At 63.2% G+C, this 20,360-nt stretch carries 18 protein-coding genes; all 18 read right to left on the bottom strand.

The window, feature by feature from the left end:
* Positions 1–3: 3 nt before the first annotated feature.
* Positions 4–1,380, bottom strand: coding sequence for a flagellar protein export ATPase FliI (fliI, locus tag XpruCFBP8353_RS16215; RefSeq protein WP_101364125.1), 1,377 nt, complete (start codon positions 1,378–1,380; stop codon positions 4–6).
* Complete coding sequence (locus tag XpruCFBP8353_RS16210) at positions 1,377–1,997, bottom strand: FliH/SctL family protein (RefSeq protein ID WP_101364124.1); 621 nt, start codon at positions 1,995–1,997, stop codon at positions 1,377–1,379. Before XpruCFBP8353_RS16210 ends, fliI begins: the two co-directional genes overlap by 4 nt.
* Positions 1,994–2,983, bottom strand: coding sequence for a flagellar motor switch protein FliG (fliG, locus tag XpruCFBP8353_RS16205; protein WP_101364123.1), 990 nt, complete (start codon positions 2,981–2,983; stop codon positions 1,994–1,996). The genes XpruCFBP8353_RS16210 and fliG overlap by 4 nt, the downstream gene beginning before the upstream one ends.
* 10 nt (positions 2,984–2,993) lie before the next feature.
* The gene (gene fliF / locus XpruCFBP8353_RS16200; RefSeq protein ID WP_101364122.1) at positions 2,994–4,718 is read right to left on the bottom strand and encodes a flagellar basal-body MS-ring/collar protein FliF; all 1,725 of its coding nucleotides are present in this window, start codon (positions 4,716–4,718) and stop codon (positions 2,994–2,996) included.
* A gap of 13 nt (positions 4,719–4,731) precedes the next feature.
* Positions 4,732–5,103 (bottom strand): flagellar hook-basal body complex protein FliE, encoded by a 372-nt coding sequence (gene fliE / locus XpruCFBP8353_RS16195; RefSeq protein ID WP_065467883.1) that lies wholly within the window; start codon positions 5,101–5,103, stop codon positions 4,732–4,734.
* A 303-nt stretch (positions 5,104–5,406) separates the two neighbouring features.
* A complete protein-coding gene (locus tag XpruCFBP8353_RS16190) occupies positions 5,407–8,943 on the bottom strand; it encodes a glycosyltransferase (protein WP_101364240.1) in 3,537 nt (1,178 codons plus the stop codon).
* A 207-nt stretch (positions 8,944–9,150) separates the two neighbouring features.
* Positions 9,151–9,906 (bottom strand): FkbM family methyltransferase, encoded by a 756-nt coding sequence (locus tag XpruCFBP8353_RS16185; RefSeq protein WP_101364121.1) that lies wholly within the window; start codon positions 9,904–9,906, stop codon positions 9,151–9,153.
* Positions 9,903–10,652, bottom strand: a complete 750-nt coding sequence (locus XpruCFBP8353_RS16180) for a 3-deoxy-manno-octulosonate cytidylyltransferase (protein WP_101364120.1) — start codon at positions 10,650–10,652, stop codon at positions 9,903–9,905. Before XpruCFBP8353_RS16180 ends, XpruCFBP8353_RS16185 begins: the two co-directional genes overlap by 4 nt.
* 43 nt (positions 10,653–10,695) lie before the next feature.
* The gene (locus XpruCFBP8353_RS24635; protein WP_407071315.1) at positions 10,696–12,360 is read right to left on the bottom strand and encodes a hypothetical protein; all 1,665 of its coding nucleotides are present in this window, start codon (positions 12,358–12,360) and stop codon (positions 10,696–10,698) included.
* Between the two features lie 109 nt (positions 12,361–12,469).
* Positions 12,470–13,993: an FkbM family methyltransferase gene (locus XpruCFBP8353_RS16165; protein WP_101364119.1), complete on the bottom strand. Its 1,524-nt coding sequence runs from the start codon at positions 13,991–13,993 to the stop codon at positions 12,470–12,472.
* Positions 13,990–14,613: an LbetaH domain-containing protein gene (locus tag XpruCFBP8353_RS16160; RefSeq protein WP_101364118.1), complete on the bottom strand. Its 624-nt coding sequence runs from the start codon at positions 14,611–14,613 to the stop codon at positions 13,990–13,992. The genes XpruCFBP8353_RS16165 and XpruCFBP8353_RS16160 overlap by 4 nt, the downstream gene beginning before the upstream one ends.
* Positions 14,603–15,748: an aromatic ring-hydroxylating oxygenase subunit alpha gene (locus XpruCFBP8353_RS16155; protein ID WP_101364117.1), complete on the bottom strand. Its 1,146-nt coding sequence runs from the start codon at positions 15,746–15,748 to the stop codon at positions 14,603–14,605. The genes XpruCFBP8353_RS16160 and XpruCFBP8353_RS16155 overlap by 11 nt, the downstream gene beginning before the upstream one ends.
* A gap of 12 nt (positions 15,749–15,760) precedes the next feature.
* Entirely contained in the window at positions 15,761–16,405 is a 645-nt protein-coding gene (locus XpruCFBP8353_RS16150; protein WP_101364116.1) for a NeuD/PglB/VioB family sugar acetyltransferase, read from the bottom strand.
* Positions 16,402–17,139, bottom strand: a complete 738-nt coding sequence (locus XpruCFBP8353_RS16145; RefSeq protein ID WP_101364115.1) for an SDR family NAD(P)-dependent oxidoreductase — start codon at positions 17,137–17,139, stop codon at positions 16,402–16,404. Before XpruCFBP8353_RS16145 ends, XpruCFBP8353_RS16150 begins: the two co-directional genes overlap by 4 nt.
* On the bottom strand, positions 17,136–17,900 hold the full coding sequence (locus XpruCFBP8353_RS16140; protein WP_101364114.1) for an SDR family NAD(P)-dependent oxidoreductase: 765 nt from the start codon (positions 17,898–17,900) through the stop codon (positions 17,136–17,138). The genes XpruCFBP8353_RS16145 and XpruCFBP8353_RS16140 overlap by 4 nt, the downstream gene beginning before the upstream one ends.
* Positions 17,897–18,937, bottom strand: a complete 1,041-nt coding sequence (locus tag XpruCFBP8353_RS16135) for a ketoacyl-ACP synthase III (RefSeq protein ID WP_101364113.1) — start codon at positions 18,935–18,937, stop codon at positions 17,897–17,899. The genes XpruCFBP8353_RS16140 and XpruCFBP8353_RS16135 overlap by 4 nt, the downstream gene beginning before the upstream one ends.
* Positions 18,938–18,939: 2 nt before the next feature.
* On the bottom strand, positions 18,940–19,164 hold the full coding sequence (locus tag XpruCFBP8353_RS16130) for an acyl carrier protein (protein ID WP_024939600.1): 225 nt from the start codon (positions 19,162–19,164) through the stop codon (positions 18,940–18,942).
* Between the two features lie 64 nt (positions 19,165–19,228).
* Entirely contained in the window at positions 19,229–20,338 is a 1,110-nt protein-coding gene (locus XpruCFBP8353_RS16125; protein WP_101364112.1) for a DegT/DnrJ/EryC1/StrS family aminotransferase, read from the bottom strand.
* Positions 20,339–20,360 lie beyond the last annotated feature (22 nt).

The raw sequence follows: 20,360 nt of genomic DNA, 5'->3' as shown, positions 1-20,360 counted from the left end.
GAATTAGTTCTCGGGTTCGACCAGTTGTTGCAATGCGGACAGGCTATCGCTCAGGACCGACGCCTTGTGCACGTCCTGCCCAAGGAATTCGACGATTTCCGGCCAGCGCGCCAGGGCTTCGTCAGTGGCCGGGTCGCTGCCGCGCTGGTAGGCGCCGATGGCGATCAGATCGCGGTTGGCGGTGTAGGCAGACAGCAGCCGCTTGAGCTTGCGGATGCGCAGGCGCCAGGTGTCGTCGGCGATGTCCTGCACCACGCGGCTGACCGACGATTCCAGGTCGATGGCCGGATACAGGCCGCTGTCGGCAACCCGACGCGACAACAGAATATGGCCGTCCAGGATGGCGCGGGCGGCGTCGGCAATCGGGTCCTGCGGGTCGTCGCCTTCGGTCAGCACGGTGTAGAAGGCGGTGATCGAGCCCCGGCCCTTGGCGCCGTTGCCGGCCCGTTCCACCAGCGCCGGCAATTTGGCGAACACCGACGGCGGGTAGCCGCGGGTGGTCGGCGGCTCGCCGACCGACAGGCCGATCTCGCGCTGCGCCTGGGCGAAGCGGGTCAGCGAATCCATCAGCAACAAGACGTTCAAGCCTTGGTCGCGGAACCATTCGGCAATGGCGGTGGCACGGTAGGCGCCGTGCAGGCGCGCCAGCGGCGGACGGTCGGCGGGGGCGGCGACCACGACGGCGCGGCGCAGGCCTTCCTCGCCCAGGGTGGTTTCGACGAAATCGCGCACTTCGCGGCCACGTTCGCCGATCAGCCCGACCACGATGACGTCGGCCGACGTAAAGCGGGTCATCATGCCCAGCAGCGTCGACTTACCGACACCGGAGCCGGCGAACAGGCCCACGCGCTGGCCGCGGCCGATCGGCAGCATGGCGTTGATGGCGCGCACGCCCACGTCCAGTGAGGTGGTGATGGGTTCGCGCGCCAGCGGGTTGATCGACATGCCGGCCATGCTGACGCTGCCTTCGCCGCGGATCGGGCCCTTGCCGTCCAGCGGGGTGCCATCGCTGTCGATGACGCGGCCGAGCAGGCCTTCGCCCACTTCCACGCCGCCGCGGCGCCGCGAGGGCACCACGCGCGCATTCGGCAGCAAGCCGTGCAGTTCGGCGCTGGGCATCAGATACGTCCGTTCGCCGGCAAAGCCGACCACTTCGGCATCGACCCAGCCGCCATCGACTTCGACCTTGCAGGTGGCGCCCATCGGCGCTTCGCAGCCTGTCGCTTCCAGGGTCAGGCCCACGGCGCGGCGCAGGATGCCTTCGCGGATCAGGGTGCGTCCGGCGGCAGGCTCCAGGCCAAGCGTGCCCAGCCGGGTGGCCAGGCGCAGGTTGCGCGCATCCAGCCAATCGGCCGGGGTGGCACCGAACAGGGCGCTCACAGGCCCGCTCCGGATTTGCGCATGACTGTCTCCAGCGCGGCCCGCAGGCGCGCATCCAGGGTGCCGTCGATGCGCACGCTTTCGGCGTGCACACGCAGGTCGCCGCGGCTCAGGCTCATGTCCGGGGCCACGCGGGTGGTGCTGGTGGGTGCCAGATGCGGCAGCAGCGCGGTGATGTCGTCCGGGTGCAGCCGCACTTCGACCTCGCGGCCGGCACCGCCGACGGCATCGACCGCCTCGCCGACCAACTCTGCCAGCAGCTGCGGGTCGGCTTGATAGGCACGCCCGACCAACTGGCCGGCGATGCGCACGGCCAGCTCGCCGAGCGCACCGACCACTTCATTTTCCAACCGCGCCAACGGGCGGGTGAAGTTGTCCAGGATGCCGTCGATCTGCGCGGTCAGGCGGCGCACTTCCGACTGGCCCTGGGCAAAACCTTCGGCATGCCCGCGTGCGAAACCTTCCTGCTGGGCGGCATCCTCGATCGCCTGGATCTCTTCCAGGGTCGGCGGACGCAGCACCGGCTCATACACGGCAGGTGCGTCGAATTCGGTGTCTGGCGCAGCCGGGGCCAGGTGCAGGTCCGGGGCCAGCCAGCGGGTGACCACGTCGTTCATACCATGGCCTCTGCACCGGCGCCGCCCAGGCTGATGGCGCCTTCGTCAGCCAGGCGGCGGACGATGGTGAGGATTTCCTTCTGCGCCGCTTCCACGTCAGCCAGACGCACCGGGCCGCGCGCTTCCATGTCTTCGAGCAGGATTTCGGCCGCGCGCTGGGACATGTTGCGGGTGATCTTTTCGCGCACCTTGACGTCGGCGCCGCGCAGGGCCAGGCCCAGGCGCTCGCCGGAGACTTCGCGCAGCAATGTCTGCAGGCCGCGGTCGTCCAGGTCCACCAGGTTGTCGAACACGAACATCAGGTCCTGGATCTTGCCGGCCAGGTCGGCGTCGATCTTGCCGATCTCGCCCAGCACGCCTTGGTCGGCGCCGGTGTCCAGGAAGTTGAGGATGTTGGCCGCCACCTTGATGCCGCCCACATTGGACGACTTCAGATTCTGGTTGCCGGCAAACTGACGCTCCATGATGTCGTTGAGCTCGCTCAGGGCGTTGGGCGGAATGCCGTCCAGGGTGGCGATGCGCAGCAGCACGTCGGCGCGGGTGCGCTCAGGCAGCAGCTTCAGGGCCTCGGCAGCCTGGTCGCTGTCCAGATGCGCCATGACGATGGCGATGATCTGCGGGTGTTCGTTGCGCACCAGGTCGGCCACCGCGCGCGGATCCATCCACTTCAAGGTGTCCAGACCGGTGGTATTGCGGCCCAGCAGGATGCGGTCGATCAGGCCACCGGCCTTGTCGGCGCCCAGCGCCTGGATCAGTACGTTGCGGATGTAGTCGTCGGCGCCCACGCCCAGCGAGGTCTTGCCGGCCAGTTCGCCGTTGAAGTCGTCCATCACCTTCTCGACTTGATCGCGCGAGATGCCGGTCATGGTGGCCATGGCGATGCCGATCTTCTGCACCTCCTTGGGGTCCATGTGCTTGAGCACTTCGGCTGCGTCGCTTTCCCCAAGCGACAGCAACAGCACGGCAGCGCGTTGTACGCCGGTCATCGGTGGTGTATCAGGCTTCACTGGCGACCCATCCCTTTACGACTTGTGCAACACGTTTTGAATCGGCTTTGACTGCTTCGCGCGCAACACGCATGCGTTCTTCGTACGCGTCCGGCAGGGCGATCGCCGGCTTGCGCTCCTGCCCGATGCTGGCGGTGTCCTCACCCATGTGCGGCAGCAGCGAGTCCTCGTCATCGACCATCCGCACGTCGGCACTCTGTGGAGTGCCATCGTTGCTGCCCTTGCGCTGCTTTTCCTTGATGGCGGTCACGCCGGTGAGCTGACGCAGGGTGGGGCGCACCACACCGAACAGCAGCGCCAGCACCACCACCGCACCGACCAGCAGGCGCAGACCGTTCTGCACGCGCGGGTCTTCCCACCACTTCGGGCCTTCCTCGCCCGCCACCGCTTCGCGCACGAACGGGGCATTCATCACCGACACCGTGTCGCCGCGTGCCGCGTCGAAGCCCACTGCCTGCTTGACCAGGCCTTCGATACGGGTGAGCTCGGCAGCGGTGAGCGGCTGTTCGACCATCTTGCCCTTGGCGCCGGGGCGCGGGACGTTGTCCAGCAGCACCGCCACCGAGACGCGCTTGATGCGACCGGCCGGCTGGCGGGTGTGTTGCAAGGTTCGGTCCAATTCGTAGTTACGGGTGGCGCTCTTGGAACTTTCGGTCGGCGCGGCCGCTGCGGCGGCCTGGCCGTTGGCGGCAGCCGGGGTGCCCGGTGCGCCTGCAGCGGCCGGCGCCGGCGGCTGGCCGGGGCTGTTGCTGGTGGCACCCGGAGGACCCTGCGGGCCGGTGGCTGTGGTGCTGGTGTCGTTGATCTGCTCGCTGCGCAGCTTGGCCGGCTCGCCGTTGTAGAGCTCGCGGGCTTCTTCGACTACCGAGAAATCCATGTCCACGCTGGTTTCCGGATTGACCCGGCCCGGTCCGGTCATCGGCTCCAGCAGTTCGCGGATGCGCTGGTTGTAGGAGCTTTCCTGGCGGCGCACCTGTTCGAACTGGGCGGCGTGCTGGGCTGCGTCGCTGTTGGGGTCGGCGATGGAGAGCATGCGGCCGCTCTGGTCGACCACGGTGACGCGTTCGGGGGTCATGTCCGGAATGCTGGACGCCACCAGATTGACGATGGCATCGACCTGATTGCGCTCCAGGCCCTGGCCGCCGCGCAGCTCCAGCACCACCGAGGCGCTGGCGACATCACGCTGGCGGGTGAAGGCGCTGGGCTTGGGAATGGCCAGGTGCACACGGGCTTCGCGCACCGGGCGCAGGGTGCCGATGGTGCGCGAGAGTTCGGTTTCCAGCGCGTGCTGGTAACGGGCGTTTTCCACGAACTGGCTGACGCCGAAGCCCGGGTCCTTTTCCATCAGTTCGAAGCCGCCACCGGTTTCCTTGCCGGTGAGGCCGGAGCCGGCCAGCTTGAGGCGGGCGTCGTACAGACGGTCCTGCGGCACCGAAATGGCGCCGGTGCCCTGGTCGATCTTGTAGGGAATCTGCGCGGTACGCAGCAGGTCGGCCGCTTCGGCATTGCCCTTTTCATCCAGGCCGGTGTACAGCGACTGATAGCCGGGCTTTTGCGACCAGAAGAACACGGCCAGGCCGGCCGCCACCGCCAGGGAGATCATCGCCATCATGGTCAGCTTGCGGGTGATCTGCAGGCTGCGGACACGGTCGAACCATTGCCCCGCCTTTTCGGCGTTCTGGTTCATGTTTTCTTTGCTGATCGCGAGTGCCATGTGTCGTCAACCTTTACAGCGGCATGTTCATGACGTCCTGATAAGCCTGGACGAGACGGTTGCGGACTTCCACGGTGGCGCGGAAGGCCACCTGGGACTGCTGGGAGGCGACCATGACACGTGCCAGATCGGCAGTGGGGTCGCCCATTTCGAATGCTTTGGATAGCGCGCCGGCCTTCTGCTGGGCCTCGTTGACGCCGCCGATGGCGCCGCGCAAGGTCTCGCTGAAGCTCGGTGCCTGGGTTGCCGGTGTTCCCTGCGCGCCGGCCAGTCCCTGGATCTGGTTGCCACGCGCCGCATCGCCCACCGCACCCATCGGGCCTTGGCCCATCTGCGTCTGGTAGCTGCGGATCTGCGAGAGGATGGAGGTAACGGAGTCGCTCATGGGTGCGGTCAGCCAGGGAGGCATCCACACCAATGCAAGCGGCGTGCCGAAATCGCGCCAGGATTCCGGCACGGGACATTCCGGTCGCACCTGTCGGCGGGGGCGTTGCAGCGATATCGCCCCCATCCGCCCTTCGGGCACCTTCCCCCGCAAGCGGGGGAAGGGAACCGGTAGGCGACCAATTGCAGTGCAACCGACAGATCACGCGCAGCCAGGCTTCCCTTCTCCCGCAGGCGGGAGAAGGTGGCGCGCAGCGCCGGATGAGGGCAACACCGTCAATTCACACACAGCCCCACATCCGTTCTACCGCAAGCGGGAGAAGGCTGAAGCAGTGTCCCCGCGCCAGTCCGGCAACCAGGCGGCTCGCCAGGTGTCCAGATGGCTGCCGCTCAACATCCAGTCGCGGTGCACTGCCTCGCGCAACGCTGCGCCTTTCGCCGCTGAGGCGGCCGGGTCGGCCAGATGCGCACGGATCGCGCCGATCCAGTCGCGGTACCGGTTTTTCACCAGCGTCACCGGCAGGTTGCCCTGGTAGCAGCGGACATCGCTGGCGATCACCGGATAGCCACAGGCGCCGTACTCCAACAGCCGCAGATTGCTCTTGCACTCGTTGAACAGGTTCTGCTCCACCGGCGCCAGCGCCAGATCCAGATCCAGCGCTGCCAGCGCGGCCGGGTAGTGGTCGATCTGCACGCCAGGCTGGAAGTGATGGATGTGCTGGCGCAGCGCGAACGGGTACATCCCCATGAACACCCACTCGACTTCGTCGGCCAACTCGCGCACCACGTCGGCGATCAGTTCCAGATCGCCGGTATGGCTGGCACCGCCGGCCCAACCAATCCGTGGCTTGCCACCCTGGCGCTCGCCTCGCGCCGGCAACTGGTCCCACCAATGAGGCGGCAAGCGGTTTTCGGCCACGCGGATATCGCTGTGCAGCCCGGCAAACGCCTCGGCCAGCGCAGGCGTGGACACTACAAAGCGGTCCACCAGTCCCAACCCGCGCCGCATGGTCTTGAGAATGTCCTTGGGCATGTGCTCGCGGTGGGCATTCTTCAGCGGCAGATTGGGCAGGTAATCGTCCAGCTCGTAGACCTTGAACGCGCGCGACAACGCTTTCATCCGCCGCATCGCTTCCAGCCGTGGCTCGCCGACCTGGCGTTGCAGGATCACCACGTCGGGATCCTGACGCGCCAGCTCGCTGATCTCCAGATAGCCGTTGAACAGCACGCCCTCGGCCATCCCGGCCTCGCGCAGGGCGCGCAACGGCTGGATCACCCGATAGTGGCCGCAGCCCTCGATATCGGCCGGCAATGCGATCACGCTCGGCAGCGGCCGCCACGACTGCAACGGCCGCCAGCTGGCGCGCGGATCGGCCAGCGCGAAGCCGGCGCCCGGGTCCAGCGAAAATCCCGGGTTGTAGGCGGGGTCATTGGCCATCACCGGCAGCCAACGCGCGTACATCGCCTCTTCGTCCAGCGCCGTGGCGGGCGTGCGCTCCGCTGGATCGATCAACAGCTGCGCCCGCGCCGCAAACACATTCAGGTACCCGGCCTGGTGCAGGCGCAGGCACAGGTCGACATCGCTCCACTGCGCCAGTGCCGGCTCCAGCGCAAAACCGCCTGCGTCGATAAACAACTGGCGCGGCAGCATCAGACACTCGCCACTGAGCGCGCTGTAGTTCTGATCCAGCTGCAGGCGCTGCAGATAGCCGGATTCGTCGAACGCACTGCCTTCGAAGGCGCGCGCCGCCGGTGCCCCCAGGCCCAGCAGCAGACCGGCGTGATGCACGGTGCCATCGCCGCGCAGCAGCTTGCCGGCCACCGTACCCACTTCCGGGCGGAGTGCGTGGTTGAGCAGTTGCTCCAGCCAATCGGCCTTCATCACCGCAGCGCCGGCCGACAGCCACAACAGCACGTCCCCACGTGCATGTTCGGCGGCCGCGTTGCAGACCGCTTCGCGCGCAGGCTCGGCAGCAAAGCGCAACACGCGGATCTGTTGCGTGCCCAGCGCATCGATGCCGGCCAGCCAAGCGCGCAGGTCCGCAGCGGCGCTGTCGCGATCCAGCAGCAGCACCTCGTAATGCGGGTAGGCCGTGTTGGCCAGGATGCTTTCCAGGCAGCGCTGCACCTGCGGCAAACGGCCATCGACCAGCACCAGGATGCTGACCAGCGGCTGCTGTGCATGACGGTAGTCCACCGCATGCAGGCCGGGCCCGGTGCTATGCACCATGGCGTCCACGTAGCCGCGTTCGGCGAGATGACGCGCAATCGCCTGCCGTTCGTCGTCGTCGGCATGCTGCGGCGTGGTCGATGCAATCAGTAAGGGTTCGGCGATATGTCGAATGCAGGCCAGCCCGTAACGCTCGACCAGGCCGAGCTGGTAATCCAGTTCGAATGCCGCGCCGGGCCCGGTGGGGAAGCCGCCATCGGCAAGCAGCGTGCGCTGCCGGAACATCCAGTGCCGCGAGAGCGTCGCCGGCGCGCTCAATAGCATGTCCAGATACAGCGCGGGTCGTAGCGCCAGCCCCAGCTGGCCGTTGTCCAGCGCCATCACTTCGTCGGCGTAGATGGCCTGGCAGTCGTCGGGCAACGCGAGCATTTCCAGGGCCAGCATCAGCAGGCCGCTGGCAGTGAACAGGCTGCCGGCATCGATCAGCAGCACCCAATCGATCGCGTCTTGTGCGGCGATGACCCGGTTGAGCGTTGCCGCCAAGCCATGCGCGTCGATCTGTACGCCGTGCTCGCCATCCGCCGCAACCTGCTGCGGTGAGCTGCTGACGACCCAGGTTTGATGCTGTTGATAGCAGGCCACCGCGTCCAGGCTGTCCCGCGTTGCTGCCACCCCCGCGGCATCGCCGTGACGATCAATCAGCAATATGGCAATGCGCGGCCCGCCGGCATGCGCCTGCAAGCGGGCATCGATCAACGCGCGCTGCACGGTGCTGGGATGACGCACGCCCAGCCAGGTGGCCGGCGACACCCGCTCGGCCATTCCTGCACTCTGCATCAAGGCGTTGACCAGATCCACCGACTTGAACACCCGCGCCTTGTGCGGGCTGAGCGGGGCAACCCGCACCTGGCGGTTGTCCCCGGTCTCGCGCCGCCAACCCAGCTGGCGGATGCCCTGGCGCAGATCCTCGTGCCCCTGGTCGCCGATGCCGGGCTGATTGCGCCCGGCCTGACTGAACTGCGCGCTGGACACCCGGAAATGCGTGAGTGGACTGGACAGCAAGGCTAGGTTGCCGTGACGCAGCAGCTTGACGTAGATCGCCAGGTCGCCAACCCAGTGGATGGCCTTGCCGTTCAACGTCATCAGCGCGTTGCCCAGCGCCAGCAGGTCGGCGCGGCGTGCCAGCACGCAACTCGGCTCGCCGATGAAGTTGATGGTGTGATCGGCCAGGAACGACACCAGCTCCGGCCCGTCCATCAGCACGTCGTCGGCAAACGGAAAGCAGGTAGCCAGGATGTCCGGCAACGGCGCGCCATCGTCGTCGATGCGCAACCGACGCGACGATGCCATCGCCGTGCCCGGGTTGCGCTCGATCGCCTCCACCAGTTGCTCAACACAGTCCGGCTGCAGCACATCGTCGTCGTGCAGGAACTTGACGTATTCGCCTTGCGCCAGGCCGATCCCCTTGATCGTGCTGCCGAGCTCGCCAAGCCGTGCCGTGTTGCGGTGATAGCGAATGGGGAAGGGCGCATCCGCCAACCTGGACGCCAGCACCGCCTCGATGGCGCCATCGGCGTTGTCGTCGCAGATCACCAGCTCCATCGCCGGATAGGTCTGTGCCAGCACGCTGTCCAGCGCCTGCGCGAAGTAGCGCGGCTTGTAGGTCGGCATGACGATGCTGACGAGTGCGGTGGAGGTCATCGGCGATCGATTGTCCTGAACAGTCAAAGTGCATCCACGGCGAGGCGTTGAGGGAAAGCAGTACATGCCATCGAGCACCCGCGGGGTGCAACTGGGCAGTACTCAGCCTAGCCCAAGATGCAACAAGCGTGCCGTTGAAATGCCGGTGACTACCAAGCCATCACCCAGGCACTGCCATCAAAGCTGTGCCGGCGAAGGCTGTAGAGAAAGATCCTTGCGGTACACCACCTCGATCCAATCGGTACGCAGGCTCTTGGGGTTCTTCGAGACCTTCGCGATGTCCCACAGCGAAAACCCGGATGCCTGCATCAGGTTGACCACGTCCACGAAACTGCTGGTCTTGCCGTAGAAGTCGTACAGCCCGATCTCGATTACCGCACAGTCGGTGTCTTGCAGTATCTTCGCGGCGCCCTCCAGCACATGGCGCTCGAATCCCTGTACATCGATCTTCAGGATATTCACGTGGGTGATTCCCAGCCCAGCGCATGCGCAGTCGAGCGTGGTCTTGTTGACTGCGATGGCCTCATTGGATGCCTTTCGCGCATAGCCCAGAGAGTCGTTTGAAGCCGGATCGATTGGCAGCAATCCACCCAGGTGCGAGATGTCCTGCCGGTAGTAGTGGCTGACCTCTTCCTTTTCTCCCAGCGCCACGCAGACGGCGGTGCTACCAAATTGCGCAGCCACCTTTTGCAATTCTGCGAAGTTCAGCGGGTCCGGCTCGAATGAATACAGTTGGCAATCCGGATAGATGGAAGTGAAGTAGTGGATCGACTCGCCACGGTGCGCTCCTACGTCCAGAATGACTGGCATCTGCGTGGCCAGCAACTGGTCGAAAAATTTGCGTGGCGAATACGCCTGGGCATGTTCTTCATTTCTCAGATCGGAGGTGCCGCAGATCGGCGAGTGCATGGGGGGAGCGTTGTCCTGCGTCATGGTGCAGTGGACTCGGCGAACTGCCTCGCACGCAATGCTGCCTCAACACGCACTACATCTGCAGGCGTATCCACCGCGATCGATTGATTGCTCATTTGCACCATCCGCACCTCGAACCCCAATTCCAGAAACCGCAGGATCTCGATATCTTCGATATCTTCAAGCGCGGTCTTGGACGTCACCGACGCGAATGCCTGCAATGCCCGCTTGGGAAACGCGTACGCACACACCTGCCGCCAGGCACGCCGGAACTCGCCTTGCTTGGTGATCGGGATCGACGCGCGCGACATGTACAACAGACGCCCGTCTGGACGCACGACCACCTTGGGCACGCTCGGGTTGCGGAACTCGTCGATGTTGGCGACAGGGCAGTAACCATTGATCACATCATTGGGCGCCGCTACCGCCGCGTCGATCAGCAGGCGCACGTCTTGCGGATTGAATAACGGGTCATCGCCTTGCACATTGATGTAGGTGTCCACATCGAGTTGCTGTGCGACCTCCGCAACACGATCGGTGCCGGTCAGGCAGTCGCTGGAGGTCATCAAGGTGCGGATGCCGGCCTGCTCGCAGGTACGTTGAATCACATCGCAGTCGGTGGCGACCAGAATCTGCTCGGCCGGCGCGGCCTTGGCGCATTGCTGATAGGTGCGCACGATCATGGGCACACCGCCCAATTGGATCAGCGGTTTTCCGGGCAGACGCGAGGAGTCGCGTCGCGCGGGGATGATGATGGCGTAAGTCATAGAAGCCTCCTGGCAACCGATGGCGTTGAGTCGCTAGGGCGGCTCAGCCGACTCTGCCTTGCCAAAAATCGGTGGAGTTGAGCTCCAGCCGGCTGACTGCCTCGGCAGCCTCCAGCACCGCATCGCTGTCGGTGAACAGCCGGTTCCACAAGTCCAACGAGAAACCATAGCTGTTGTCGCGAGCCACATTGAACAACGACACAAGCTTCAAGGATGTCCAGCTCATATGCGGCTCCAGTGCCAGCAGACGGGACTGTGCAAAGCGATAGCTATCGACCAGTGTCTCGGCCGGGAAGCCAAGCCGGCGTGCGTAGTCCTTCCACAACGACGATTCGAAGGCGTATTGGCTTATCTGTTGAAAATGCCGATTGGGTGCAAGTTCGTTCATTGGAGACAATTCGTCGTCTGCATAATTTGCCGATCGCGGATCCTCTGGCATCGACCACAAAGCCAGCATGTCTTGCGTTCTGCCAAGCATGGCTTTCTCGGTGAAAAGAAACGGGATGTTTCGAAACCCTCCTCCCAAAGAAATTGCGATTTTTCCCTGATTGCGTTTGCCTCTAAAATAGGTATTGATGGCGTCATGGATTGAGCCGTTCAGCACGTTGTCGCTACGGCAACGCACCGCAAACTTGATACCTTGCTCAGCCAGATGCTCAACGCCCAGGCGTGCGGAGCGCAGCACCGCATTACGGTAATGCAGACCCAGGTTGTCCGGTTGAGGCACCAAAATCAGCTTATCCAGCCAGGGCCTGCAGCGGTCCAGCAGCGCACTTGGTTGGTGGTCCCAGGTCACCATGCACTGGTACGCCCAAGGGAAACGCAGGCGATTCCAGGCCAGCACCAAGGGCGTAAAGTCGAACGCGAGCCCCTGCACGAAGATGCCGGTATCCGCCTTTGTCAGTTGGCGCGACAGTTGCAGCTCGGGCAACAAACGCGAGAAATCCTGCAATTCCTGCAGCAGTGCAATGCTGCCCTGGTCGTATTCGACGGCACGCACCGTGCGGAAACTGCCATGTGCCCTTGCGATCTGGTTCATCACCTCTGCTGCGTGATTGGAGAAGATAACGATCAGCACATCATCGACCGATTCGTCCTCCAGCGCCGAAGGTGCTCTGACCGGCAAGCCATGGACAGTCGTTCCCTGATTCTCCGGCCGTGGGCAGATGGTGTACTGCAAGTTCAACTGCTGAGCGATGGCTGGATAGAAGTCGCGAAAAAACTGTCCCGCACCCCAGCCGATCAACTTAGTGTTGCGCGGATTCAGTCCTGGATATTTGATGGTGGCTCGCTCGATCGAGCCGATTGCTAACGCCATGACAGGGCTTCCTTGTGTGCTTTGCTCGTCTTGCTGTGTCATCGAATTCGGAAATGCGGTTGTTTTTCGTCGAGCAGTTCTGCGCCGATTGCGATGGCGATCATCCAGCGCCATGTAGCGATCGAGTCGGCGAAATGGCGCTGGGCGCCTGACGGGTGCGTCGCATATGCGCTCATTTTCGGGTAAGGCAGGTCGTGCGCATCGGGACAAGTTTTTTTGATGCGTCCCGCGCAAACGTCCGGCCACCGGGAACCCATAGGCCGCGATGCAGAGCGTGGCGTGATGGTGGAAGCCCCGCCAACCACGCCCGTCGTCGTGGTCCAGGCCGAACTCCTGCTTCAACTGCTTGTCATCGCGTTCGATCCACCGGCGGGCCTTGACCGTGTTCACCAGTCCCTGGCGCCGCGTGTCTGCAGGAAGATTGGACGGGAAGTAGAAAGAAAAATTTTGCGGGCTTCACTCATCGCTCTATCTCTCCAAGTCGTGAAGTTTCCTGGGCTTACTCCGCCCAGGGCGGCGGTGCGGCACCAGCGACCGGCGATGCATACAAAACGAGGTCGTAGTAGTGGCCGGGTGAGTGCTGGCGTAGACGGAAGTGATAGCCCTCCACCAATTTGTCCAGTTGTTCCACGATATCCAGCAAATCCTGGGCGTAGTGGTAGACACAAATAGCCATGCGGGGGCGCTGGGTCCGGATGAGCTGAGATGCCCCTTCAAGCGCCTTGGCTTCAAATCCTTCGATGTCCAACTTCAGTAGCGTGAGCTTTTCCAATTCGTCGTCCAGGCGTGTAGTCGCCACGGAGATTCCGCCATTTGGCGATACATGGCTGGAAACGGTGCCGGTCTCCTCGAAGCGCAGCGTCGTCTGTTCGTTGGAGATGGCTTTTTTGATGGCCCTGAAATTGTGCGGGGGAAGGGGAATGGCGCTCGCAATACCCTCCAATTTCTGGAAGTTGATGTTGTCGGGTTCGAAGGCGGTGATGCTTTCGTAGCGATAGCGGGATGCTTCCAGAAATTTTTGGACGATGGGGCCCTGGAAGGCACCGCCATCGCAAAAGTGTTCACGCTTGCCCAGCTGGAATGTGCTGCTATCGGCGTATTCTGAAAAGTACTCGTTGATCGGCGTCGCCCAGCAGTCCAGCAGGAGGCTGGAATCGTAGGTCAGGCGGAACAACAGATTGCTGTAGAGCGTAAAAACGCTTAAATCGTCGTCCAGTCGATCCGCAAGACGCAGAAACTCGTCCAGGCGCAGAAGCGTCCGCTGACGGTATACCTGGGCAGGCTCGTATACGGCGGGCAGCCCGCAGTGCGCAACGGCTAGGCAGGCATCTACCCTTTCAATGCCTGCTTGCTCGCAGAGCTTGCGTGCCAAACCCGATTCTCCGGGGGTGTAAGAAAAATCGATGGCCAATGCTTGAGAATGCTGGGCCGCTTGCTCGATGAACCGGCGCGAACTCCAACGCGGCACCCCATGAACGGTATCGCGGTCCCGTGGCTCGTCATCAATGGCGGCAATGACATGGCTGGCGCGCTGGACGATCTGTGGGCCATAAATGTTGCCAAGGCCCGAGCGCGGTTGAATCAGAAAAAGGGGGCGCTGCTCGAAACGTGGGATCGGCGGGGTCACGGAAGGCGCAACGCTCAGTTGCTCGATGCCCGCGCTGGCGCACAGGTCATTTGCAAACGCCCGTCCGCGCGGGCTGCAAGAGAAATCGATAGCGATTGCATCGGCATACTGCCCCGCCTTGGCAAGAAATTCCTGGCTGCTCCAGCGCCGCGCGCCGTGTATGTGGTCCAGATGGACGCTTTGGTCATCAATGGCGGCAACAACATGGTGCAGGTCGGCAACGACCCGGGGACCGTGCACCATGCCTACATGGGACTCGGGAGCGACGAGAAATACAGGGCGGTTGGCAATCGCGGGTAGGCGCGCAATGACATCCTCAAGTGCAGGGCGCTCCTGCTCCGCAATACGTAGAATTCGTTGGCGAAGCTGCTCATTTCTTGAATTCATGAACGTCATGTTCCATAGGTATGAATGGGGGTGTCGTAGCGGGCGTCGAAATAGGTTTTGGTAGGTACGTCCTCGCTATAGACACGCTGCCAACCAAGTTCGCAGCTTCGTCCTATCTTGACGCCCCCGCGCACGATGACACCGGTCCGCAAGATGCTATTGCCGCCGATCTCGACGCCCGCGCCGATTTGCACACCATTCTCTATCCAGCATGACGATTTGACGCGGCATGCTGGTCCCAGGTGTGCGCCGGCATGGATGACGGTGTTGTAGTCGATCCTGCACCCGTGCTCGACGACAGCATTGGCACCCACGAATGCGTTGAGCCCAATGGCCGTGTCGGAGCCGATGGCTGCGCTGGAGTGGATAAAGGGCTCCAGCTTGAAGCCTCGTTCCATCGCTGCCTGCATCAGTTCTACGCGCTTGAAGTTGCCGAAGCGTTCGTCGAAAGCCACGAACATGGCCCCGTCGGTCGGATTCAGTCCATCCAGCACGCCCAGATCGAATTCGTAGTCCGCTTCTTGTGGCACGTCGATCCTGATGACCATCTCGTCCTGACGCGCCTGCTTCCAGGCGTGAAAGGCTAGGTCGAGGTAGTCGCTGCGGCCGATGATCCACCTAGATTTCATGTTCGGTCTCCATCAGTAGCGCGTACCAGCGCTCGACCAGCCGATTCATGGATTCGTAGGCACCCTGGGTGGGTAGCGGAGCATCCGTGTGCAATGCCGCCTGCACCCGCTCCATGATGTCCACGTCTTCGCCCACCACCACCTTGCTGCCGTGCATCTGTGCCAGTAGCACTTGGCTGGAAGAGCCGTAAGGCTGTTTCTTGCGGGCGCTGAACCAATAGATTTCCAGGTCGGTCCGGTCCGGTGCGACGGGGATGTGGTGTTCCAATGTGAAGGAATAGCCGCCGTTGGAACTGGCGATATGCATGTTCGGGAAGGCTAACCAGTTGAAGTAGGCATCCTGCGTGCCCCAGCGTTCCACTTTGTCGTGCCAGCCGAAGTGCTTGAGGTTGGGGATGGGTGCTTCCGGGCCGCCGAAACTAAAGCGGCGCATCTCGCGCCTCAAGGCAGCGGGCGAGCTGTCTTGCAACGCTTCCATGGACTCCTTGGCTTGTTCCTCGTTGACCTGAGGAACGAAGCTGACGCTCTTGGCCAGGGTCTTGGGGTGGACGAAGCGCGGATGGTTGGCGTCCCGCAGATTCTCGTAGGCCAGCTTCCAGTTGTACCGGCCATGCCATGTGGTCACCATGACCTCGGTGTCATAGGCATTGGAACTGCTTTCCAGCAAGGCGATGAAGTCTGTCGAAAACTGTTCGTCGATTGGCATCGGGTCGGGATCGAGGTTGACGAACAGCAGGGTGCCCACCTCGCACAGCGCGAACTCGCGCAGCTTCATACCGCGCCGTTCGTCTTCGCTGAAGCCATAAACGGCATCGCATTCGGGGATGTTCTCGACCCGACCGTCGGCGTCGTACTTCCATGCGTGATACGGGCAGACTAGCGGGCGTTTTCCCACCGCAGTGGTTTGTAACAGCGCGCTGCGGTGCAGGCAGACGTTCTCGAACGCGCGCAGGCGGCCCTGGAAGTTCTGGATCAGCACCGGAATGCCGGCGAGCTTGCGGGTGATGAAGCAGTTGTTGTCGGGCAGCAGCGTCTTCAGGCCGGCAAACAGCCACGCCTTTCGGAAGATCTTGCGCTGTTCACGGGCGAAGATGTCCGTCGACAGGTAGTAGCTGGGGTGCATTCGCGATCGCATCGGCGGGCTTCCTCAGGAATCCTTTTGGTAAATGACTCGGGCAGGGTTGCCGAATACGCTGGCTCCTGCCGGCACGTCCTTCACCACCACCGAACCGGCGCCGACCACTGCGCTGTCGCCGATGTGGATGCCGGGCAGAATGGTGGCGTGTGGGTGCACGATCGCGTGCTTACCGATTCGCGCGCCGCCGCCGACGAAGGTCATCGCCCCGATCTGCGCATAGTCGCCGACATGGACATCGTGCCCGAGCATGGTGTTTGCCTGCACGTTGACGAAGTCGTCCAGCCACACATTGGGGCTGAGCTGTACGCGGTGGCATAGGAAGCAGCCCTGGCCGATGTGCACGCGCGGGCTCAGAAACGCGCCGGTGAGGATGGGGATGAACTGCGCGCCTTGTTCCAGCAATGGCTGCGCATAACGCTGGCGCGCATGCGGATCGCCGATCGCGCAGACGAAGCGTTCTTCATCCTGCGGCTGATACGCGAGCGGGCTGCCGACGATGGTCAGGTCGCAGCCAAGACCGTCCAGTATCTGCGGGCGCGTGTCGAGAAATCCCACCGGACGCCACGTCGTTCCGCATGCGGGATCGCCCTGCATCTGCGCTAGGACCTCGCGCCCCCATCCGCCGGCGCCAACAATCAAAACTGGGTGGGTCATAGGATCGAGCCGCCGTCCATTACTAGGCTGGTCCCAGTGACCCAGCGGCTGGCATCGGCTAGCAGGTAGATTGCGGCGTTGGCCACATCCTGCGGCTTGCCCAGGCCCAAAGGATGTCTTGCCTTCTGCGCTTCGAGTTGGTCTTCGCCCCACATCGGCGTGGCGACAGCGGACGGAGAAATGCCGTTGACCCGAATCCTGCGCTTGGCCTGTTCGAGCGCAAGGCATTTGATGATGCCGATGAGGCCCGCTTTCATCGCCGAATACGGCCCTACGCCTCGGGTGCCGAGGTGCGCGGCAGTGGATAGCATGAACACGATCGAGCCCTGCGGGGCGATGGCATTTGCCTGCAGCAGGCGCTGCGTCAGCATCACCGGAGCGAGAAAATTGACCGTGTACATCTCGGTCATCGCCGCCTCGGTCAGCTGTCGGATCGGGCAATGCTTCTGCATGCCAGCGCAGTGCACCAGACCATGAACCGTCGCACCCGCTGCAGCGGCCAGTGCTTCTCGATCGGCGGCGCTGGTTAGGTCGCCGAGCACGCCAACGTGGCCCGTGCCCTGCAGCTGCGCCTGGGTCTGCGCGAGACGCTCTTTGTCGCGGCCAGCGAGAACAATACGGGCGCCGCGCTGCGCGCAGGCGATCGCGATTTCCTGGCCCAGCCCCGACGACGCTCCCGTCACCAGGATCGTCTTTCCGTTGAGCGAAAACGCAGTGTGTGCCGGTGTGTTCATGCGTAGATGTCCATCGGCACGGTGAGGCCGCCATCCACGACGAAATAGTTGCGCGTGATCCAGCGACTCGCATCGGCAAGCAGGAAAGCAGCGGCGTAGGCGACGTCCTCCGGCTCGCCCATGCCGAGTGGTGTCAGTTCGAACAGCCCTTCCATATTGCCGCCGCTGCCTTGCAGGCCATCTAGCAGCGGCGTGCGCACGTAACCTGGGGCAATACAGTTAGCGCGGATGCCGTTCTTGGCAACTTCCTGCGCCAGCGATCTCACCATGCCGAGCAGCGCGCTTTTGCTTGCCGCATATGCGCTGCTCGCCATCGGCCCGATGTGCGAGGCGACCGAAGCGACGAACACCAGCGAGCCGTTTGCGGCGATGCGTTTCTTCGCCAGCAGTCCCCGGGTCAGCAGCATCGGTGCGAATGTATTGCTGGAGAAGATGTCGTCCAAATGCGCCCGATTGACCAGACGCAGTGGAACCAGCCGAGAGATGCCGGCCGCATGAGCCATCCCGTCCAATACGCCGACATCGGCGACCAGGCGATCGATGTCATCCTGCCGATCAAGGTCCGCCCCGATCGCCACGTGTCCTTCGCCTGCCAACGCATCCAAGGTGGAGGCCAGTCGTATGCGGTCGCGTCCGCTGATTGCCACCTGGGCACCGAGCTCGGCGCAGGAAATGGCGATCTGGCGTCCAATACCCGAGGAGGCGCCGGTGACGAGGATGCGTTTGCCGGCAAGCGAGAAAGGGTCGGGGGCAATACTCACGACTCGATCAGATCCGGGAAGACGGCCCCTTCGATGTCGAGCAGACAGGTGCCCCACGACAAGCCGATGCCGAACCCGCACAGCAGCACACGCTTGGGCCCGGCTTCCAGCTCTTTGTTGATGCGCGCGGTCATGGTCACCGGCAGCGAGGCGCCGCTGGTGTTGCCGAAGTCGCGTAGCGTCGAAGGTACCTTTTCTACAGGTAGGCCGAGCTTCTTGCGGATGGTCTCGTTGATCATGCGGTTGGCTTGGTGGAATACGAAGTAATCGATCTCATCCTTGGACACACCGCTGTAGTCGAGCAGCTTCTGTACCGCCGGCGGAATGCGCTGAGTGGAAAAACTCAATACCGCCACGCCGTCCAGGATCAGGTCAGTTGCACGCCGCCACTGGCCATCGGGTTCTTCGCGGAACGGAATCAGGTGCTGCATGGCAACCGGTTCGCGTTGGCCACCGACTGGCAAAATGATCGCCCTGTAGCCGCTGCCATCGCTGTTGAGATCGAAATACATCGGCGGCGCGTCGGCGCTGAATTCCAGCGCGGTGGCCGTGCCGGAATCGGAAAAAATCGGGTCTTCCAGATTGGCACTGCGGTCGCCGACCAGCAGCAGCCCCTTCTTGACGCCGCCGGCGGCGATCATCGAGCCGAGCAGGTTGATGCCGAACGGGTAGGCCGAGCAGCCCAGGTTGACGTCGAAGGCCACCGTGGCATGCGACAGGCCCAGCCGGTCCTGCAGGATGATGGCGGTGGCCGGGATCGGGTAATCCGGCGATTGGGTCACCACGATCAGTGCATCGATCTCCTCGCGCTTCCACTGCAGCTTCTCGAGCAGCACTTCGGTCGCATCGAAGGCCAGGTCCGAAAAGCATTGCCACTCCGAGGCCATGCGGCGCGTCTCGATGCCGATGTTGCGCACCAGGCGCTCACGCTCGGAGCGGATCTGCGGCCGGCAGTCGGTGAGATTGGACACGACCCGCTTCGGCACGCAGGTCGCCATGCCGGCAAAGCGGACGTTGTGCAGCGTGGAGGTCGGCATGTTTACGCCTCGGTCAATTTGTAGAGATCGCCCACGGTGGTTGCGGCGGTGAGATCTTCGCCGGTAATGGTCTTGCCGTACTCCATGTCGAACATCACGATCACGCCCAGCGCAGCCAGCGAATCCCACTCCGGCAATTCCAGCAGCACGGTGTCCAGCGTGACCTCCACCGGCTCCTGGAAGTCGGTGGCGGAGAGGAAGTTCTCGATAAATGTTGCCTGGGTCATGCGCGCTCGCCTGGTTGCCGGTTGAAGAAATGGGAGTCTGAAATGCAGGTGCAGCGTGGTGCGATCATGTTGCCTGTGCGCCGGCGATCAGGTCGGCAATGGTATCGACCTGTTCGCTGCTCAAGCCGGGAAAGATCGGCAGGCACAATACTTGGGCGGCCACCGAGCGCGCCACCGGCAACCATGCCGGCGCTGAGGAGGGCAGGGCGCGATACATCGGGAAGTCGCTGATCAACGGATAGAAATAGCGCCGCACCAGAATGCCGTGCTCGCGCATCAATTGGTACAGGGCATCACGCGACAGTGGATAGTCGTCCTGCACCAGGATCGGAAAATACGCGTAATTGGGGCTGGAATGCGCGGGCCGCGCAACACAACGGATGCCGCTTACATCGCTCAGTCGCTGCCGATACTGCGCATCGATAGCGCTGCGTTGGGCGATGGCGTTGTCGATGTGCTGCAGCTGCAGCAGGCCGAATGCTGCGCTGATCTCATTCATTTTGCCGTTGATGCCGGGCGCTACCACGGTGGTTTCATCGACAAAGCCGAAGTTCTTCAGATGCCCGATGCGCTGGTAGGTTTTTTCGTCGGGACACACAATCGCGCCGCCTTCGAAGGTGTTGAAGACCTTGGTCGCATGAAAGCTCAACACGCTCAGGTCGCCATGGCGCAGGATCGAGCCGCCGTCATCGCGCACGCCGAAGGCATGCGCTGCGTCGTAGATCACCTTGAGGTTGTAGATGTCGGCGATGCGTGTGATGGCTGTCGTATCGCAGGCGGTGCCGTAGCAGTGCACCGGCATGATGGCGGTGGTCTGCGGAGTGATGGCCGCCTCGATCTTTGACGGGTCCATATTGAGCGTCACCGGGTCGATATCCACGAACACCGGCGTGATGCTTTTCCACAGCAGCGAATGCGCGGTGGCGACGAACGAGTAGGGCGTGGTGATCACCTCGCCAGTGATACGCAACGCCTGCAGCGCAGTGATCAAGGCGGTGGTGCCGTTGGTCAGCAAGGCCAGATGCGGCACGCCCAGGTAGTCGCACAGCGCGCGTTCGAGCGCGTGATGCATCTCGCCACCGTTGCTGACGATGCGGCTGGTCCAGATCCGCTCCAGATAGGGCAGGAATTCTTCCAGCGGCGGCAGCAGCGGACTGGTGACGGGGATGGGCATCAATGCCTCGGCAGGTGCTGAT

This window comes from Xanthomonas prunicola, from assembly GCF_002846205.1.
Lineage (GTDB): Bacteria > Pseudomonadota > Gammaproteobacteria > Xanthomonadales > Xanthomonadaceae > Xanthomonas > Xanthomonas prunicola.
This window is presented reverse-complemented; position numbering and strand designations above follow the sequence as displayed.

Excerpts from the sequence above, each read along its gene's own strand:
- XpruCFBP8353_RS16210 (WP_101364124.1), bottom strand. The coding sequence starts at position 1,997 with ATGAACGACGTGGTCACCCGCTGGCTGGCCCCGGACCTGCACCTGGCC.
- fliG (WP_101364123.1), bottom strand. The coding sequence starts at position 2,983 with ATGACCGGCGTACAACGCGCTGCCGTGCTGTTGCTGTCGCTTGGGGAA.
- fliF (WP_101364122.1), bottom strand. The coding sequence starts at position 4,718 with ATGGCACTCGCGATCAGCAAAGAAAACATGAACCAGAACGCCGAAAAG.
- fliE (WP_065467883.1), bottom strand. The coding sequence starts at position 5,103 with ATGAGCGACTCCGTTACCTCCATCCTCTCGCAGATCCGCAGCTACCAG.
- XpruCFBP8353_RS16190 (WP_101364240.1), bottom strand. The coding sequence starts at position 8,943 with ATGCCGACCTACAAGCCGCGCTACTTCGCGCAGGCGCTGGACAGCGTG.
- XpruCFBP8353_RS16185 (WP_101364121.1), bottom strand. The coding sequence starts at position 9,906 with ATGACGCAGGACAACGCTCCCCCCATGCACTCGCCGATCTGCGGCACC.
- XpruCFBP8353_RS16180 (WP_101364120.1), bottom strand. The coding sequence starts at position 10,652 with ATGACTTACGCCATCATCATCCCCGCGCGACGCGACTCCTCGCGTCTG.
- XpruCFBP8353_RS16165 (WP_101364119.1), bottom strand. The coding sequence starts at position 13,993 with ATGACGTTCATGAATTCAAGAAATGAGCAGCTTCGCCAACGAATTCTA.
- XpruCFBP8353_RS16160 (WP_101364118.1), bottom strand. The coding sequence starts at position 14,613 with ATGAAATCTAGGTGGATCATCGGCCGCAGCGACTACCTCGACCTAGCC.
- XpruCFBP8353_RS16155 (WP_101364117.1), bottom strand. The coding sequence starts at position 15,748 with ATGCGATCGCGAATGCACCCCAGCTACTACCTGTCGACGGACATCTTC.
- XpruCFBP8353_RS16150 (WP_101364116.1), bottom strand. The coding sequence starts at position 16,405 with ATGACCCACCCAGTTTTGATTGTTGGCGCCGGCGGATGGGGGCGCGAG.
- XpruCFBP8353_RS16145 (WP_101364115.1), bottom strand. The coding sequence starts at position 17,139 with ATGAACACACCGGCACACACTGCGTTTTCGCTCAACGGAAAGACGATC.
- XpruCFBP8353_RS16135 (WP_101364113.1), bottom strand. The coding sequence starts at position 18,937 with ATGCCGACCTCCACGCTGCACAACGTCCGCTTTGCCGGCATGGCGACC.
- XpruCFBP8353_RS16130 (WP_024939600.1), bottom strand. The coding sequence starts at position 19,164 with ATGACCCAGGCAACATTTATCGAGAACTTCCTCTCCGCCACCGACTTC.
- XpruCFBP8353_RS16125 (WP_101364112.1), bottom strand. The coding sequence starts at position 20,338 with ATGCCCATCCCCGTCACCAGTCCGCTGCTGCCGCCGCTGGAAGAATTC.